This window comes from Antarctobacter aquimaris, assembly GCF_900184945.1.
Taxonomy (GTDB): Bacteria; Pseudomonadota; Alphaproteobacteria; order Rhodobacterales; family Rhodobacteraceae; genus Maliponia; species Maliponia aquimaris.
This window is the reverse complement of record NZ_FXYF01000028.1, coordinates 15027-32720: the sequence shown is the minus strand read 5'-3', so window position 1 is coordinate 32720 and position 17694 is coordinate 15027. Positions and strand designations below refer to the sequence as shown.

General features: G+C 67.3%; 13 protein-coding genes and 1 pseudogene. 11 read left to right on the top strand and 3 right to left on the bottom strand.

Annotation, left to right across the window (positions count from 1 at the left end):
* Together MAA8898_RS24855 and MAA8898_RS24845 are read left to right on the top strand one after the other, a co-directional pair.
* Nucleotides 1-124 (top strand): annotated as a pseudogene (locus MAA8898_RS24855) (IS5/IS1182 family transposase); the annotation flags it as partial.
* A 503-nt stretch (nucleotides 125-627) separates the two neighbouring features.
* Complete coding sequence (locus MAA8898_RS24845) at nucleotides 628-1803, top strand: MFS transporter (RefSeq protein ID WP_245853634.1); 1176 nt, start codon at nucleotides 628-630, stop codon at nucleotides 1801-1803.
* Nucleotides 1804-1815: 12 nt separating this feature from the next.
* Here the strand turns inward: MAA8898_RS24845 and MAA8898_RS24840 are convergent, their stop codons facing one another.
* A complete protein-coding gene (locus tag MAA8898_RS24840) occupies nucleotides 1816-3159 on the bottom strand; it encodes a flavin monoamine oxidase family protein (protein WP_094023714.1) in 1344 nt (447 codons plus the stop codon).
* A 175-nt stretch (nucleotides 3160-3334) separates the two neighbouring features.
* On the bottom strand, nucleotides 3335-3748 hold the full coding sequence (locus MAA8898_RS24835; RefSeq protein ID WP_094023713.1) for an Rrf2 family transcriptional regulator: 414 nt from the start codon (nucleotides 3746-3748) through the stop codon (nucleotides 3335-3337).
* A gap of 103 nt (nucleotides 3749-3851) precedes the next feature.
* On the opposite strand from MAA8898_RS24835, the gene MAA8898_RS24830 reads away from it, so the two are divergent.
* Complete coding sequence (locus MAA8898_RS24830) at nucleotides 3852-5060, top strand: NnrS family protein (RefSeq protein WP_094023712.1); 1209 nt, start codon at nucleotides 3852-3854, stop codon at nucleotides 5058-5060.
* A gap of 3 nt (nucleotides 5061-5063) precedes the next feature.
* Entirely contained in the window at nucleotides 5064-5732 is a 669-nt protein-coding gene (locus MAA8898_RS24825; protein ID WP_094023711.1) for an NnrU family protein, read from the top strand.
* 30 nt (nucleotides 5733-5762) lie between these two features.
* On the opposite strand, the gene MAA8898_RS24820 is transcribed toward MAA8898_RS24825, so the two are convergent.
* Entirely contained in the window at nucleotides 5763-6461 is a 699-nt protein-coding gene (locus tag MAA8898_RS24820) for a cyclic nucleotide-binding domain-containing protein (RefSeq protein ID WP_094023710.1), read from the bottom strand.
* 258 nt (nucleotides 6462-6719) lie between these two features.
* Here MAA8898_RS24820 and MAA8898_RS24815 point away from each other — a divergent pair, with 258 nt between their 5' ends.
* The 7 genes from MAA8898_RS24815 (at nucleotide 6720) to MAA8898_RS24785 (ending at nucleotide 17665) form a co-directional block, all read left to right on the top strand.
* A complete protein-coding gene (locus tag MAA8898_RS24815; RefSeq protein ID WP_094023709.1) occupies nucleotides 6720-9446 on the top strand; it encodes a nitrate/nitrite transporter in 2727 nt (908 codons plus the stop codon).
* Nucleotides 9447-9510: 64 nt separating this feature from the next.
* Nucleotides 9511-13251, top strand: coding sequence for a nitrate reductase subunit alpha (locus MAA8898_RS24810; protein ID WP_094023708.1), 3741 nt, complete (start codon nucleotides 9511-9513; stop codon nucleotides 13249-13251).
* The gene (gene narH / locus MAA8898_RS24805; RefSeq protein WP_094023707.1) at nucleotides 13248-14774 is read left to right on the top strand and encodes a nitrate reductase subunit beta; all 1527 of its coding nucleotides are present in this window, start codon (nucleotides 13248-13250) and stop codon (nucleotides 14772-14774) included. The genes MAA8898_RS24810 and narH overlap by 4 nt, the downstream gene beginning before the upstream one ends.
* A complete protein-coding gene (gene narJ / locus MAA8898_RS24800) occupies nucleotides 14774-15478 on the top strand; it encodes a nitrate reductase molybdenum cofactor assembly chaperone (RefSeq protein WP_094023706.1) in 705 nt (234 codons plus the stop codon). The genes narH and narJ overlap by 1 nt, the downstream gene beginning before the upstream one ends.
* Nucleotides 15479-15490: 12 nt before the next feature.
* Nucleotides 15491-16291, top strand: a complete 801-nt coding sequence (narI, locus tag MAA8898_RS24795; RefSeq protein WP_245853633.1) for a respiratory nitrate reductase subunit gamma — start codon at nucleotides 15491-15493, stop codon at nucleotides 16289-16291.
* Between the two features lie 5 nt (nucleotides 16292-16296).
* Nucleotides 16297-17127, top strand: a complete 831-nt coding sequence (locus MAA8898_RS24790; RefSeq protein ID WP_094023705.1) for a peptidylprolyl isomerase — start codon at nucleotides 16297-16299, stop codon at nucleotides 17125-17127.
* Entirely contained in the window at nucleotides 17108-17665 is a 558-nt protein-coding gene (locus MAA8898_RS24785; protein ID WP_094023704.1) for a hemerythrin domain-containing protein, read from the top strand. Before MAA8898_RS24790 ends, MAA8898_RS24785 begins: the two co-directional genes overlap by 20 nt.
* The last annotated feature ends 29 nt before the right edge of the window (nucleotides 17666-17694 follow it).

Sequence of the window (17694 nt, the reverse complement as noted above, 5' to 3'; positions counted from 1 at the left end):
CAAGATCGAGAACAGTTTTGCCCGCCTGAAGGACTGGCGGCGCATCGCAACCCGCTACGACAGGTGCCCGAAAGTCTTCCTCTCGGCATGCGCCCTCGCGGCCATCGTCATGTTCTGGCTATGAGTCCTGACCCTAGGTGTCTCCGGCGCATGCACCTTGGGCGGGGTCAGGTCCGGACCTTCGAAAAGCCGCTCGCGGAGAGCGCGCAACATCGCCAGCGCGTCGGGGCTGCGGGCGACCCGGCGACAGCGGGTGACGGCAAGATGCGGGCCATGGTTTCAGACCCTGCCGGGGACAAGTCGCGCACCCCGAGGGCGCGCAGGGTCCCTCCTGCTCGTTTCCGGTTCCGTCCGCCTGGCGGGCGTCATGGCAGCCGGGGCCGGGCTGCGGCCGCCGCCCTCGACCGCGACATGGGCATGGCGTTCCGGCTGCAACGGATCGAGGGTATCGGGCCGTCCGGGCGGTGATCGTGGCGATGCGGCAACCGCATCCCGCCGTCCCGAACTGTGCTACGACAGGGCGACTCGCGGCATGATCCCCAGGACCGCAATAGGTGTGACGTGAACCGGATGAAACGAACGGGCGACCCCCCTGCCGCGGACCCGACAGCGGCCACCTGGCGCCGCTTGCCCGCCGGCATCTGGGCGCTGGGGCTGGTGTCGATGCTGATGGATGTCTCGTCCGAGATGATCCACGCGCTGCTGCCGGTCTATCTGACGGTCGGGCTGGGCGCGACGGCGCTGGCCGTGGGTGTCATCGAAGGCATCGCCGAGGCAACGGCGGCCATCACCAAGGTGTTCTCCGGCGCGCTGTCCGACCGTTTAGGTCGGCGCAAGGAACTGGCGGCGCTGGGCTACGGCCTTGCCGCGCTGACCAAGCCGGTGTTTCCGCTGGCGCCCTCGCTGGGCTGGCTGGTGGCGGCGCGGTTCATCGACCGGGTGGGCAAGGGCATCCGCGGCGCGCCGCGCGATGCGCTGGTGGCGGACCTCGCCCCGCCCGGGCTGCGCGGCGCGGCCTTTGGTCTGCGCCAGTCGCTGGACACCTTCGGGGCGTTCCTCGGCCCGCTGGCCGCCATTGGGCTGATGTGGGCCTTTGCCAACGACTTTCAGAGCGTGTTCTGGGTCGCCGTGGGACCGGCCTTCCTGGCGCTGGCGCTGATCCTCTTCGCCGTGCACGAGCCGCCCCGGCCCGAGGGTTTGCGCCGGGTCCGCAACCCGCTGGCGCGGGCGGAACTGCGGCTGCTTGGCCGAACCTATTGGATGGTGGCCGCGGTCGCGACGCTGTTCACCCTGGCCCGGTTCAGCGAGGCCTTTTTGATCCTGCGGGCTGAGGCCACGGGCCTGCCCCTGATGCTGGTGCCGCTGGTCCTCGTGGGCATGAACGCGGTCTACGCGCTGTCGGCCTTGCCGGTGGGCGCGTTGTCGGACCGGACCGGGCGGATCGGCCTGCTGGCCTTCGGGCTGGGCCTGCTGATCTGCGCCGACCTGGTGCTGGCCTTTGCGGGCGGTCTGACGGGCCTCGCCGCCGGGGTGCTGATCTGGGGCCTGCACATGGGATTTACCCAGGGGCTGCTGGCCGCGCTGGTCGCGGAGGCCGTCCCGGCCGAGCTGCGCGGCACTGCCTTTGGCATGTTCAACCTGGTGACCGGGTTGGCAATGCTGCTGGCCAGCGTGATCGCCGGGGCGCTGTGGGACAGCCTGGGCGCGCAATGGACCTTTCTCGCCGGGGCGCTGTTTGCCGCCCTGTCGGCCTTTGGCCTGCTGCCGCTGTCGCGGCGTCCGGGCGTGAAGCGCGTCACTTGACCCTGCGTCAGGCTAACTGGCGAGGATCTCCCGCGCGACTTGCTGCCCGGAGAGAAGCGCACCGTGGGTGGTGCCGAAATACTCGGGCGAGGCGGCTTCACCGGCGAACCACAGCTGCCCGTCCCAGTCCGCGCCGGACAGGGCACGACGTGTATCAGGCTCCGCGCCGACCGGGGTGTAGCTGTAGCTGCCCAGGCTCCAGCGGTCCTGCCCCCAGCGGGTCACCTGCGCAGCCAGAGGCGCGGGAAAGCGCGACCCGAACATCCCTCGCAGCGCCTCCTGCGCGGCTGCAAGGGTATCGGCATCGTTCAGGCGCTCGATCTCGGCAGCAGGATCGGCGGCGTTGAACCCCAGCAGCACCGGCGCGCCCAAGGACCGGCCCAGCGACACCCATTCGCCCCAATAGCCCGGACGCGATCCCAGCCAGCCGATCCAGTCGACATCGTCGTCCCAGGCGATCCGGTCAAAGCGCAGAACGCATTTGTTCAGCAGACCCATGGCAAGTGTTTCGATGGCGGCCTGTCGCGCGGGCTGCAAGGGCTCCGTCAGCCGGATGCGCCCCGTTTGCAGTACTCCCAGCGGCACGGTACAGACGATCTGCTCCGCCGGCATCCGCGCCCCATTCGACAGCCGCAGCGCACCGGGCGCGATCTCGACCACCTCGGTGGACAGGCGGATGTCCAGCCCGCGCGCCAGGTGCTCTGCCAACTGGTCAAAGCCCTGCGGAAACAAGACATCGGGGCCGTCAAAGCCCTTGTCCTCCTGCCCGTACCAGGCCGAGAGGCGGCTGGCCGGGCTGCCGTACTCCTGTTCCAGGGTGCTGTTGACCAGGTAGTGCACCAGCCGCCGCGTCGCGGCATCGGCGTCGCGCCAGTCCGCCGAGGCCTCCAGCGCCTGCATCACCGAGACGTCGCGGTCGAGCCGCTCGGTCGCGGCCAGTGCGCGGCTGAGGATGCGTTCCGCTGCCCGCAGGTCCGGGTCGACCTCGTCCCCGTCCGGCCCCAGCAGGAGGGCGGCCTGGTAGCTGGTGGCGACGGCCTTCGCGCCAGCGGCCTTTGCCAGGTCGGTCACGGGATTGCCTTGGGTGCCGTGGATCCAGGTCGCGCCCAGGTCCACCGGCAGGTCTGGCCAGCGGCGCGAGGTCTGGACACGCCCGCCCACCCGGTTGCGGGCCTCCAGGACGATGACATCGCGGCCCGCGTCGGCCAGAGCGCGGGCGGCGGCCAGCCCGGCCAGCCCTGCGCCGATCACCACGGTCGGGCCGGTTTGCGCGAGGGCGCGGCGCGGTCCCGTCGCCAAAACCCCCAGCGCGCCGAGCCGCGTCAGCAGGCCGCGCCGATCCATCCGCATGGTCATGCGTGCGGTCCCGTGGGGCAAGACCTTGCCCGGATATCCAGGCGGATGAAGGGTGACGCCACGCGGAATCTCCGGGTAAAGCGGCCAGGCGAAGCGCCCGCTGTCAGGGTGCCGCGCCTGTCCCCGGTTCGCAACCGAAAGCGCCGGCGCCATGGCCCCGCGCGCGCCACTTGCGTCAGCGGCGCGGCGGCGGAAGGGCGCAGTCCGCCAGCGTGCCCAGGTTGAGGTCGTCGAGAAAGGCACGCTCGGCCCGCGCCAGCCGCGCCTTGAGGCGGCAACCGGGCGACAGCGTGCAGGTGTTCCTGTCGGGGGAAAAGCATTCCACGATGGCCTGCTGCGCCTCCAGTTGCGCGACGACATCGCCCAGGCCGATCTCGGCCGCCGGCCGCGCCAGCGCGAGCCCGCCGCCGCCGCCGCGCCGCGTGTCGATCCAGCCGGCGGCCGAGAGGGCCGACACGACCTTTGCCAGGTGCGCGCGCGAAACGCGAAACTCCGCCGCCAGTTCGGCGGCGGTAAAGGCGCGCCCGGACTCGCCGGCCAGGCGCATCAGCACGCGCAGACCGTAATCGGTAAAGGACATGAGCCGCATCGTCGCACCTTTGATTTGGTATTTGAGATGCGCATTACACAGGATTAGGTCGGAAATCAAACCCGTTTCCATTCTCCCGGGGAAACTGTACGGCAGGACCATCATGACTCAGACATCCATGCAACAGCTGCGCCGCTGGCGCGGCCCGGCGATTTTCACATACGGCTTCCGCCCCTTTTTCCTGGGGGCGGCGGCCTGGGCGGTGCTGGCCATGCTGCTATGGCTGGCCATGTTGGCAGGCCATGACGTGCTGCCCATTGCGCTGGACCCGGTGTCCTGGCACGCGCATGAATTCCTGTTCGGCTACCTCGGTGCGGTGATCGCCGGCTTTCTGCTGACGGCGGTGCCGAACTGGACCGGGCGGTTTCCGGTCGTCGGCTGGCCGCTGGCCGGGTTGGCGGGGCTGTGGCTGGCCGGGCGGCTGGCCATGGCGGTATCTGCGGACCTGCCCGCGCTGGCCGTTGCCATCGCCGACCTGGTCTTTCCGGTCGCCCTGGCCGCCGTCATCGCGCGCGAGATCGTGGCCGGGCGGAACTGGCGCAACCTGGTCGTGCTGGCGATGCTGGCGGTCTTTGCCACGGGCAACGCGGTGTTTCACTGGGAGGCGGCACAGGGCGGCTTCGCGGCCTCGGGCGCAGGCCTGCGGCTGGCGCTGGCGGCAGCGATCCTGATGATCGCGGTCATCGGCGGGCGGATCGTGCCGTCCTTCACCCGCAACTGGCTGGTCAAACATGCCCCGGGCCGCCTGCCGGTGCCGCCGATGCAGACCCTGGACAAGGCCGCGCTGTTTGTGCTGGTGGCGGCGCTGCTGGCCTGGGTCGCCCTGCCGGAGAGCCCGTTGACCGCCGCGCTGCTGGCCCTGGCGGTGGGGGCGCACCTGCTGCGGCTGGCGCGCTGGTGCGGCCACCGCACCCTGGCCGAGCCGCTGGTCGCCGTCCTGCACCTGGGCTACCTGTTCCTGCCGCTGGGCGCGCTGACCCTCGCCACCGAGATCTTGTGGTCCGGAACCTTTGGCGGCGCAGCGGCCCAGCACGTCTGGATGGCCGGGGCCACCGGGCTGATGACGCTGGCGGTCATGACGCGGGCCACGCTGGGACACACCGGCCAGCCGCTGACCGCCGGGGCAGGGACCGTCGCGGTCTATGCCGCCCTTGTGCTGGCCGTTTTGGCCCGGCTGGGCGCGGGGCTGTGGCCGCAGCATGCCGGCTGGCTGCACACGGTGTCCGGCGCGGCCTGGATCGGCGCGTTCGGCGGCTTTTGCCTGGTCTACGGGCCGCTGCTGGCCCGTCCGAAACCCGCATCGAGGGGCTGACCGATGGGCTGGATCGAGTTCGTTGCGGCCTTTGCCGCCTTCTTTCTCAGCCATTCGCTGCCGCTGCGGCCGCCTGTGCGCGCTGCGTTGCGGGCGCGGCTTGGGCGGCGCGGTTTTGGCCTGGCCTATTCGGCCCTGTCGCTGGCGGTGCTGGCCTGGCTGATCGGCGCGGCGGCCCGCGCGCCCCATGTCCCGCTGTGGGACTGGGCGCCCTGGCAGAACGTGGTGGTGATCGCGGTCATGCTGGCGGTCTGCCTGCTGCTGGCTTTGGCACTGGGCCGGCCCAACCCGCTGTCCTTTGGCGGCGCGTGGAATGACCGCTTTGACCCGACGCGCCCCGGCATCGTGCGCTGGACGCGCCACCCGGTCCTGACCGCGCTGGCGCTGTGGTCGGCGGCGCACCTGCTGGCCAACGGCGACCTGGCGCATGTCGCGCTGTTCGGCACCTTCGCGGGGTTCTCGCTGCTGGGCATGCGGCTGGTCGACCGGCGCAAGCGCGCAGACATGGGCCCCGACTGGACCCGGCTGGTGCAGGCGGTCAGGGCCGCGCCACGGTCCGCATCCTGGCGCGGCGAGCCGCGGCTGGCCCTTCGGCTGGGGCTGGGGCTGGCGCTGTACGCCGCGCTGCTTTGGGCGCATCCGCTGCTGTTCGGCGTCGATCCGCTGGCCTGAAGACCGGCCCGCGGTGGCCGCAACACGGTGTCAGGTCTTGTGATCGTCGATCAGCGGGTTGGGCTTTGCGAACTTCGAGAGGTCGCCCTGGTCCTGGAGGCTGATCCGGTTGCCGTCGACCTCGACCCCGTAGGCCTGGAGCGCCTTGAACGCCCGGCTGAGGTTTTCCGGCGTCATGCCCAGGAACGAGGCCAGCCGTCGCTTTTCGATCGGCAGATCAAAGGCCGGCGCGCCGCCGGACCTCTGCTGCTGGCGCAGCAGGTAGTTGGCCAGGCGTTCCAGCGAGGTGCGCAGCTTCAGGTCCTTGGTGTTCTTCACGACCGACCGGTAGCACTGCGCCAGTTCCGTCACGATGGCGCGGGCGAACTCCGGGTCGACGGCGAAGATCTCGCGCACGTCCTGGCTGGGCAGCAGCACGATTCGGCTTTTCTCCAGCGTGCGCGCGGACATCAGGTAGGGCGCATCGCGGATCGTCGCGGCCAGGATGAAGGTGGAGATCGGGCGCACGATGGCCATGCTGGTTTCCCGCCCGTTCCACGACGAATACAGCTCGACCGAGCCCGACACGACGATGTGCAGGAAGTCGCTGGGGTCGCCCTCTTGGATCAGGTCCACCTGGGGCGGGAAGTTCTGCACGTAGGCGCCGCGCAGCAGGCCGCGAAAGCTGTCCTCGGCCATGTCGGCGAACAGGTGCAGCTTGCGGATTTCGGGATAGTACGACTCGGGCATGTCGGGGAAGGGACCTCACAGGTTGCGGCGACAAGTTTCGCTTCACCCATTGATAAATGTCAATCTTCGGCTTTGCATTTGTGTGTTCGTGACTTGATGTGGGGCTGCCATCGGCGTGACCTTTTTGGGTAAGTCATTTATTTTGCTGACCCTATTGCGGGCGTCTGATCTGAATCAAGTTTTTCGCGCAGCGAAGGCGGCAGGGGTTGTGGCGATCCCTCAGGGGGTTTCAATGCTATTCTTGCCGGAGGCCCTGCCATGCAGACCGTAGCCACAGCCTCGCGCGCGGACCAGAACCGCGCCCTTGGGCTGAGCACGATCGCCTTCACCGCCTGCTTCGCGGTCTGGACGATCTTTTCCATCATCGGTGTCGCCATCAAGGGCGAACTGGGACTGACCGAGTCCCAGTTCGGCCTTCTGGTTGCGACACCCATTCTGACCGGTTCGGTGACACGCCTGTTCCTGGGCGTGTGGACCGAGAAATATGGCGGGCGGCTAGTCTTCACCGCGCAGATGCTGCTGACCGCGCTGGCCACCTGGGCGCTGACGCTGGCAGACAGCTATGTGATGTACCTGATCGCCGCGCTTGGGATCGGCCTTGCCGGCGGGTCCTTCATCATCGGCGTGGCCTATGTCAGCCGCTGGTACGATGCCGGCCACCAGGGCACCGCGCTGGGCATCTTCGGCGCGGGCAACGTCGGCGCTGCCGTCACCAAGTTCGTCGCGCCCTTCGTCATGGTGGCCTATGGCTGGCACGGCGTCGCCTACGCGTGGTCGGCTGGCCTGGTCATCATGGCCGTGGTCTTCTTCCTCCTGGCCAAGGACGATCCCGAACTGGTGGAGCGCCGGCAGAAGGGCGCCAAGGCACCCACACTGGCCCAGCAGTTCGCGCCGCTGAAGAACCTCCAGGTCTGGCGCTTCTCGCTCTACTACTTCTTCGTGTTCGGTGCCTTCGTCGCGCTTGCGCTGTGGATGCCGCACTACCTGATCGACGTCTATGGCGTCGACGTGAAGACGGCAGGCATGGCGGCAGCCTCGTTCAGCCTCTCGGCCAGCCTGTTCCGTGCCTATGGCGGCCACCTGTCCGACAAGTTCGGCGCGCGCCAGGTGATGTACTGGACCTTCGGGTTCTCGCTGGTGCTGCTGTTCATGCTGTCCTACCCGCCGACGGACTACGTCATCCAGGGCAAGGATGGACCGATCTCCTTCTCGACCTCGATGAGCTTCTGGCCGTTCATCGCCTTGCTGTTCACGCTGGGCTTCTTCATGAGCCTCGGCAAGGCGGCGGTGTTCAAGCACATCCCGGTCTACTATCCCCGCCACGTGGGCGCCGTTGGCGGCCTGGTGGGCATGATCGGCGGCCTGGGCGGTTTCATCCTGCCCATCATTTTCGGCGCCACGCTGGACCTGACCGGCGTCTATACCTCGTGTTTCGCGATCCTCTTCGGCCTTGTCGCCGTCTCGCTGGGCTGGATGCACCTGTCTGTCCGGGCGATGGAACGCCGGGCTCACGGCACAATGCTGGACCAACTGCCAGCGCTGCCCGAGATGCAGGAAATCCACGACCCGGCAAAGACCGCGATGCCGCGCGTGCTGGACGACTGGCGCCCCGAGGACGCCGACTTCTGGGCGAAAAAGGGTCGCGCCGTGGCACGCCGCAACCTGTGGATCTCGATCCCGGCGCTTCTGCTGGCCTTCTCGGTCTGGATGGTCTGGTCGATGGTCGTGGCCAAGCTTCCCGCCATCGGCTTCGACTTCACCACGAGCCAGCTGTTCTGGCTGGCGGCCCTGCCTGGCCTGTCGGGCGCGACGCTGCGCATCTTCTACAGCTTCATGGTGCCGATCTTTGGCGGACGTCTCTGGACGACGCTTTCGACCGCCTCGCTGCTGCTGCCCGCCATGGGCATCGGCTATGCCGTGCAGAACCCGGATACGCCTTACCTGATCTTCCTCACGCTTGCGCTGCTCTGCGGCTTTGGCGGCGGCAACTTTGCCTCGTCGATGGCCAACATCGCCTACTTCTTCCCGAAGGCGGAAAAGGGCAACGCGCTGGCGCTGAACGCGGGTCTTGGCAACCTCGGTGTGTCGGTGATGCAGTTCCTGGTGCCGATCGTCATCACCGCCAGCGTCTTTGGCGCGATGAGCGGCGCGCCGGTGCAGTTGAACACGGGCGAGGAACTGTGGCTGCAGAACGCCGGCTTTGTCTGGGTGCCGTTCATCCTGGTCGCCACGGTCGCGGCCTGGCTGGGCATGAATGACATCGCCGACGCAAGGGCCAGCTTCCGCGAGCAGGCGATCATCTTCAGCCGCAAGCAGAACTGGCTGATGTGCATCCTCTATACCGGCACCTTCGGCAGCTTCATCGGCTACTCGGCGGGCTTCCCGCTGCTGACCAAGATCGCCTTCCCGGACGTGAATGCCTTGCAATACGTCTTCCTTGGTCCGCTGGTTGGGGCGCTGAGCCGCGCCGCGACGGGCTGGGTCTCGGACAAGTGGGGCGGCGGCCGCGTGACCTTCTGGGTGTTCGCCGGGATGATCGTCGCGGTGTTCGGTGTCATCGCCTCGCTGGGTGCGGGCAGCTTCCTGGCCTTCTTCGCGGCCTTCATGGCGCTGTTCTTCCTGACCGGCGTGGGCAACGCGTCCACCTTCCAGATGATCCCCGCGATCATGGCACAGGAAGTGCCGCGGCTGATGCCGCAGCTTCAGGGCGACGCCCAGCGCAAGCAGGCCGAGCGCGAAAGCGCCGCCATCATCGCCTTCACCTCGGCCATCGCGGCCTACGGCGCCTTCTTCATCCCCAAGGCCTACGGCACCTCGATCGCGATGACCGGCGGACCGGTGGCGGCGCTCTGGGGGTTCCTGGTGTTCTACGTGATCTGCCTTGTCATCACCTGGGTCGTCTACACGCGCCCGGGCGGGCTGCTCCACGCCGTCGAAAAAAACCGGGGCTTGCGTGGCAGCGCCGCTGCGCAGCCCGCCGAATGATCGAAATGCATGGCCGGGCGGCCCGCGTCGCCGCCCGTCCCCTGAAACAGGAAAGGACAGCCAGATGAGCCATCTGCTCGACAGATTGAACTTTCTCCAGTCCAACACGCTGGAAGAGTTCGCCAACGGCCACGGTCAGGTCACCAACGAGGACCGGGCCTGGGAAGATACCTACAGAAACCGCTGGCGGCACGACAAGATCGTCCGCTCGACACATGGCGTGAACTGCACCGGCTCGTGCTCGTGGAAGATCTACGTCAAGTCCGGCATCGTCACCTGGGAGACGCAGCAGACCGACTATCCGCGCACGCGGCCCGACCTGCCCAACCACGAACCGCGCGGCTGCGCCCGTGGTGCGTCCTACAGCTGGTATCTCTACAGCGCCAACCGGGTGAAGACGCCGCTGATCCGCGCAAGGCTGATGAAGCTGTGGCGCGAGATGCGCAAGACCAAGACCCCGATCGAGGCCTGGACCGCGATCCAGTCCGACCCGATCCTGCGCGCGTCGTATACGACGAAGCGCGGCCTGGGCGGCTTTGTCCGCGCCTCCTGGGACGAGGCGACCGAGCTGACCGCCGCCGCCAACGCCTACACCGCCAAGACCTACGGCCCGGACCGGATCTTCGGCTTTTCGCCGATCCCGGCCATGTCGATGGTCAGCTATGCCGCCGGCTCGCGTTACCTGTCGCTGATGGGCGGCGTCTGCATGTCGTTCTACGACTGGTACTGCGACCTGCCGCCCGCATCGCCGATGACCTGGGGTGAGCAGACCGACGTGCCGGAATCGGCCGACTGGTACAACTCCAGCTACCTTCTGCTCTGGGGCTCGAACGTGCCGCAGACGCGGACGCCGGACGCCCATTTCTACACCGAAGTGCGCTACAAGGGCACCAAGTCGGCGGTGATATGCCCCGATTATTCCGAGGCGTCCAAGTTCGCCGACGTCTGGCTGAACGTGAAGCAGGGCACCGACGCGGCGCTGGCCATGGCCTTTGGCCACGTCATCCTGCGCGAATTCCACATCGACCGTCAGGCCGAGTACTTCGAGGACTACTGCCGCAAGTATTCCGACATGCCGATGCTGGTGCGGCTGGATGAAAAGGACGGTCGTCTTGTGCCGGGCCGCTTCCTGCGCGCCGCCGACCTGGATGGCAAGCTGGGCGAGGACAACAACCCGGAATGGAAGACCGTCGCCTTTGACGAGACCACCGGCACGCTGGTGTCGCCGAATGGCGCCATCGGCTACCGCTGGGGCGAAAAGGGCGAATGGAACCTCGAGGAAAAAGCCAACGGTGCCGACGCCAAGTTGCAGATGTCGCTGGTCCTCGACGATGACCACGACGACATCCGCGGCGTCGATTTCCCCTACTTCGGGGGCGCTGCGACCGAGGCGTTCACCACCGGCGACACCCGTCCCGACATCCTGACCCGGAACCTGCCCGTCAAGCGCGTGCAGACCGTCGACGGCGAGGTGCTGGTCGCCACGGTGTTCGACCTGTTCTGCGCCAACTACGGGCTGGACCGGGGCCTGGGCGGCGACTGGGTCGCCAAGTCCTACGACGAGGACGTGCCCGGCACGCCCAAGTGGGCCGAGAAGATCACTGGTGTGTCCGCCGACAAGATCATCCACGTCGCCCGCGAATTCGCCGATACCGCCGAAAAGACGAAAGGCAAGTCGATGGTCATCATCGGCGCGGCGATGAACCACTGGTACCACATGGACATGAACTATCGCGGCGTCATCAACATGCTGGTGATGTGCGGCTGCGTGGGCCAGTCCGGTGGCGGCTGGGCGCATTACGTGGGCCAGGAAAAGCTGCGCCCGCAGACCGGCTGGGCACCGCTGGCCTTTGCGCTGGACTGGGGCCGCCCGCCGCGGCACATGAACGCGACCTCGGCCTGGTACGCGCACACCGACCAGTGGCGCTACGAGACGCTGACCGCCGGGGAAATCCTGTCACCCACCGCCCCCGAAGGCGACTGGGACATCTCCCTGATCGACTACAACATCCGCGCCGAACGCATGGGCTGGCTGCCCTCCGCGCCGCAGCTCAAGACCAACCCGCTGCAGGTGGCCAAGGCGGCCAAGGCGGCAGGCATGGAGATCCCGGCCTACGTCGCGCAGCAGCTGAAGTCGGGCGACCTGGAGATGTCCTGCGAGGATCCGGACGATCCGGCCAACTGGCCGCGCAACCTGTTCGTCTGGCGGTCGAACCTGCTGGGCTCGTCCGGCAAGGGGCATGAGTACTTCCTCAAGCACCTCCTGGGCACCGACCACGGCGTGCTGGGCCATGACCTGGGCAAAGAGGGCCGGACCCTGCCGAAGGAAGCCAAGTGGCACGACAAGGCCCCGGAGGGCAAACTCGACCTGCTGGTGACCATCGACTTCCGCATGTCCACGACGGCGGTCTACTCCGACATCGTGCTGCCGACGGCGTCCTGGTACGAAAAGGACGACATGAACACCAGCGACATGCACCCGTTCATCCACCCGCTTCAGGCGGCGGTGGACCCGGCGTATGAGTCGAAGTCGGACTTCGAGATCTTCAAGGCGCTGGCCTACAAGGTGCAGGAAGTCGCGCCCGAGATCCTCGGGAAGGAGACCGACATCGTCGCGCTGCCGCTCTTGCACGACATGCCGGCCGAGATCGCGCAGGACCAGGTGCGGGACTGGAAGAAGGGCGAATGTGACCTCATTCCGGGCAAGACCGCGCCTGCCTTCATCGTCGTGGAACGGGACTACACCGCCATCGGCGAACGTTTCACCGCGCTGGGTCCGCTTATGGACAAGCTCGGCAACGGCGGCAAGGGCATCAGCTGGAACACGCAGGAGGAAATCGACGGCCTCGCCGCGCTGAACGGCGTCAAGCTGGACGGCCCGGCCGAGGGCCGGCCCAAGATCGAGACGGCGATCGACGCCTGCGAGGTCATCCTGATGCTGGCCCCCGAGACCAACGGCAATGTCGCCGTCAAGGCCTGGGAGGCGCTGGAGCAGAACACCGGACGCGAACACGCGCACCTGGCCGAAGGTGAGCATCACAACAAGATCCGCTTTCACGACATCGCGGCGCAACCGCGCAAGATCATCTCCTCGCCCACCTGGTCGGGCATCGAGAGCGAGAAGGTCAGCTACAACGCCGGTTACACCAACGTGCACGAGCTGATCCCCTGGCGGACCCTGACGGGGCGGCAGCAGCTCTACCAGGATCACCTGTGGATGCGCGCCTTTGGCGAGGGGCTGATGTCCTACCGCCCGCCGGTCGACCTCAAAACCATCACCAAGGAGGTCAACACCGACGCCCGCGACAACTCTCCCCACGTGGTGCTGAACTTCATCACGCCGCACCAGAAATGGGGCATCCATTCGACCTATTCCGACAACCTGCTGATGCTGACGCTCAACCGCGGCGGTCCGGTGATCTGGATCTCCGAGAATGACGCCAAGAAGGCCGGAATCGTCGATAACGACTGGGTCGAACTCTACAACGTGAACGGCGCCTTGACCGCGCGGGCCGTGGTGTCCCAGCGGATCAAGGACGGCACCACGTTCATGTACCATGCGCAGGAAAAGATCGTGAATACGCCCGGTTCGGAAAAGACCGGCAAGCGTGGCGGCATCCACAACTCGGTCACCCGCGCTGTCCTGAAACCCACGCACATGATCGGCGGCTACGCCCACCAGTCCTACGGCTTCAACTACTACGGCACCGTCGGCTGCAACCGGGACGAGTTCGTCGTCGTGCGGAAAATGAAAAAGGTCGACTGGCTTGATCGACCCGCGACCCAGAAGGAGGCCGCAGAATGAGAGTTCGTGCGCAAATCGGCATGGTGCTGAACCTCGACAAATGCATCGGGTGTCACACTTGCTCTGTCACCTGCAAGAACGTCTGGACCACGCGCGACGGCGTCGAATACGCCTGGTTCAACAACGTCGAGACAAAGCCCGGCACCGGCTATCCGACCGACTGGGAAAACCAGGACAAGTGGAAAGGCGGCTGGGAGCGGACCAAGGCGGGCAAGCTTCAGCCCAGGCAGGGCAGCAAGTGGCGGATCCTGTCCAACCTCTTTGCCAACCCGGACCTGCCCGAGATCGACGACTACTACGAGCCGTTCGATTTCGACCATGACCACCTGAAGTCGGCCCCGGAAATGGAGGCGTTCCCCACGGCGCGCCCCTATTCCAAGATCACCGGCGAGCGGATCGAGAAGATCGAGAAGGGTCCGAACTGGGAGGAAATCCTGGGCGGGGAATTCTCCAAGCGCTCGGCCGACTACAACTTTGAAGGGGTGCAAAAGGAGATCTACGGGGAGTACGAGAACACCTTCATGATGTATCTCCCCCGGCTCTGCGAACACTGCCTGAACCCGGCCTGCGCCGCGTCCTGCCCATCGGGCGCGATCTACAAGCGCGAGGAGGACGGCATCGTCCTGATCGACCAGGAAAAGTGCCGCGGCTGGCGGATGTGCGTGTCCGGCTGCCCCTACAAGAAGGTCTATTACAACTGGTCGACCGGCAAGTCGGAGAAATGCACCCTGTGCTATCCCCGCATCGAATCCGGCAACCCCACGGTCTGCTCGGAAACCTGCGTCGGCCGCATCCGCTACCTGGGCGTGATGCTGTATGACGCCGACAAGATCGAAGAGGCCGCCAGCGTCGAAAGGACGACCGACCTCTATGATGCGCAGCTCGATGTCTTCCTTGACCCGAACGACCCGGTGGTGATCGAGACGGCGCGCGCCGACGGCATCCCCGAGGACTGGATCAAGGGCGCGCAGGAAAGCCCGATCTGGAAGATGGCGATGGAGTGGAAGGTCGCCTTTCCGCTGCACCCCGAGTACCGGACGCTGCCGATGGTGTGGTACATCCCGCCGCTGTCGCCGATCCAGAACGCCGCCGAGGCCGGAAAGATCGGCACCGAGAACGCGATGCCCAACGTGCGCGACCTGCGCATCCCGGTGAAGTACCTCGCCAACATGTTGACGGCGGGCGACGAGGCACCGGTGGTGACCGCGCTGGAACGGATGCTGGCGATGCGCGCCTACATGCGCACCAAGACCATCGAGGGCGTCCGCGACGAGGCCATCGCCGCGCGCGTCGGCCTGTCGGGCCGGGTGATCGAGGACATGTACAAGATCATGGCCTTGGCCGACTACGAGGACCGTTTCGTCATCCCGACGACGCACCGCGAGCAGGTCGAGGTCGCCTACGACATCAAGGGCGGCTGCGGTTTCACCGATGGCAACGGCTGTTCGACGGGCACGTCCAAGGCGTCGCTCTTCGGCAAGTCCAAGCGTCCCCTCAACATGCCGGAGGCCATGAAGTCATGATGGACCGTACCCTGAAATCCCTCTCGCTGATCCTGAGCTACCCGACGCAGGAGTTGCAGGCCGCCATGCCGGAGATCGGGGGCGTGCTTGCCTCCGAACCCCGGCTGACGGCGGCCGCGCGTCGGGCGTTGCGCCCGCTCGTGGAGGAGCTGGGCGGGCGCGACATCTATGACCTGCAGGAGACCTATGTCGGCCTGTTCGACCGGTCGCGCACGCTGTCGCTGAACCTGTTCGAGCATGTCCACGGCGAAAGCCGGGACCGCGGCGGCGCGATGGTCGACCTGCTGGAAACCTACCGCTCGGCGGGGTTCGAGCCGGTCACGACCGAGCTGCCCGACCACCTGCCATTGCTGCTGGAGTTCCTTGCCCTCCGACCCTTCGCGGAGGCGCAAGGCATACTGGCGGACGCGGCGCACATCCTGGAGGCCCTGAACGCCCGGCTGGTCCGGCGTGACAGCCCCTATGGCGCCGCGTTCGCCGCTCTTTTGCAGCTGTCCGGGGCAAAGGCCGACAAGGCGGCCGTGGCCGAGTTGCTGGAAGAGCCGGAGATCGACCCGGACGACCTCGAGGCGCTCGACAAGGTCTGGGAAGAGTCCGAGGTCCGTTTCGGCCCCGATCCCAATGCCGGATGCCCCGCCACCCGCGACCTGCTGGCGCGGATGGATGTCCCCGTCACTCCCTCTCTGCGGCAAGCGGCCGAATAGGAGATCCGAACCATGTTTAGCGACTTCGACCTGAACTTTGCCATCTTCGGCGTGATGCCCTATGTCGCGCTGACGATCTTTCTGGTGGGTTCGATCGCGCGGTACGAGCGTGATCCGTTCACCTGGAAAAGCTCATCGAGCCAGCTCTTGCGGCGCAAGCAGCTGATCCTGGGCTCGATCCTGTTCCACGTCGGCATCCTGACGGTGTTCTTCGGGCACCTCGTCGGGCTGTTCACGCCGATCTGGGTCCTGGACGCGCTGGGGGTTCCCTACGCGCTCAAGCAGTGGATGGCGGTGCTGATCGGCGGACCCGCCGGGATCGCCGCGCTGATCGGCGGCACCATGCTGCTGCACCGGCGCCTGACCGACCCCCGCATCCGCGCGACCTCGAGCCATGCGGACATCGTCATCATGGTGCTGATCTGGCTCCAGCTGGCGATCGGCCTCCTGACCATCACGCAGACCCTGCAACACATGGACGGCTCCGAGATGGTGCGCTTCATGATGTGGTCGCAGAGCGTGGTGTCGTGGAACATCAACGCCTGGGTCACGGTGGTCGACGTGCATTGGCTGTACAAGCTGCACATCTTCCTTGGCCTGATCATCACCATGCTGTTCCCGTTCACGCGGCTGGTGCACATCTGGTCCGGGTTCGCGGCAGTCTTTCGCTATCTCGTGACGCGGCGCGGATACCAGATCGTGCGTTCGCGCCGCCAGACCGCGCTGCCGCGCGCGCGCAACGTGACGACCGCAGCACAGGCCGCCGCCCGGTCGGGGGGCAAGTCCTCCGCCCGTCGGGCCCCGGCGGAGTAAGCCCGATGAGCGCGCTGTTTCCCACTCTCGTCGTCAACGGCGAAACTGTCCCCGCCGCGCTGGTCGCGGCGGAGGCCCAGAACCACAGTGGCCCCAAGGGCAAGCCCGGCATCGCCTGGCGCAAGGCCGCCAACGCGGTCGCCATCCGGACACTGCTGCTGCAGGAAGCCCGGGCCCGGGGGATCGAGGCCCGACCGGAAGAAGTCGGCCCCGGCCGCTGGGAAACCGAGGAGGAGGCCCTTGTCCGGGGCCTTCTCGCCGAGGCGGTCGCGGTCGCGCCGCCCGGCGATGCGGAGGTGCGTGCCGAATGGGAGCGCGACCCGCAGCGCTTTCGCGCGCCGCCGCTGTGGGAGGTGTCGCACATCCTGGTGGCCTGCGACCCGCGTGACCCGGACGCCCGTCAGGCCACCCATGCCCGCGCCGTCGACCTGGCACGCCGGGCACACAGCGATCCCGGAGCCTTTGCCCGCCTCGCACGCGAGACCAGCGAATGCGGCTCCGGGGCGGGCGGGGGCGCGCTGGGCCAGTTGAGCCCGGGCGACACCGTGCCCGAGTTCGAAGCCGTCCTTCGCAGCCTGTCCGAGGGCGAGATCACGGCGGATCCCGTCCTGACGCGCCACGGCTGGCATATCATCCGGATGGATGCCGTCGCACCCGGCGCCGTGCTGCCCTACGATGCCGTGCGTCCCAAGATCCGCGAGGCGATGGAAAAGGCAGCCTGGGACCGCATGGCCCGGGACTTCGTGCAAACCCTGGTTGCGTCCGCGGAGATCTCCGGCGCGGACCTCCGACCGGCCCCTCCCGGGAGCGCCGCGCATGAAGACCGGCCCTGCTGACCACCGGACCCCCGACGGCAAGTCGCCGACCAGCGTCCGGCTGCTGCGCAACCCGATCGACTTCATCGCCGAGGATCACCTGCGGTTGCGCACCATGTGCGCGGAAATGGACCGGCTTGCCGACAGCACCGGCCCCGAGTCGGACGCGGTGGTGGCGCTGCTGGACTACCTGAGGCAGGAACTGCCGGACCTGCTGGCCGACGAGGACGACGACCTGATGCCGCTTATCCTGAAACGCGCCGAACCTGAGGATGAGCTGCCGCGCCTGGCGCGGCGGCTGGCCCGCGAGCACGGCGAGATCGAAACGCACCAGCGTTCGGTCGTCGCCGGGCTGGTCGCGATCGCCGACACGGCCAGGGTGCCGGACCGGCTGCGCGACCCGCTGCGCGACCTGGCCGCGGCGACGCGCCGGCACCTGATCCTGGAAAACGCCATCCTGTTGCCTCTGGCGCGGGTCAGGCTCCGGTCGGCCGACCTGGGCGTGCTGCGCAAGGCCATGCTGCGGCGGCGCGGCCTGAATGACCCCTTCGTCGCCTGAACGCGCCGCCGCCTCCCTCTCAACCGAAA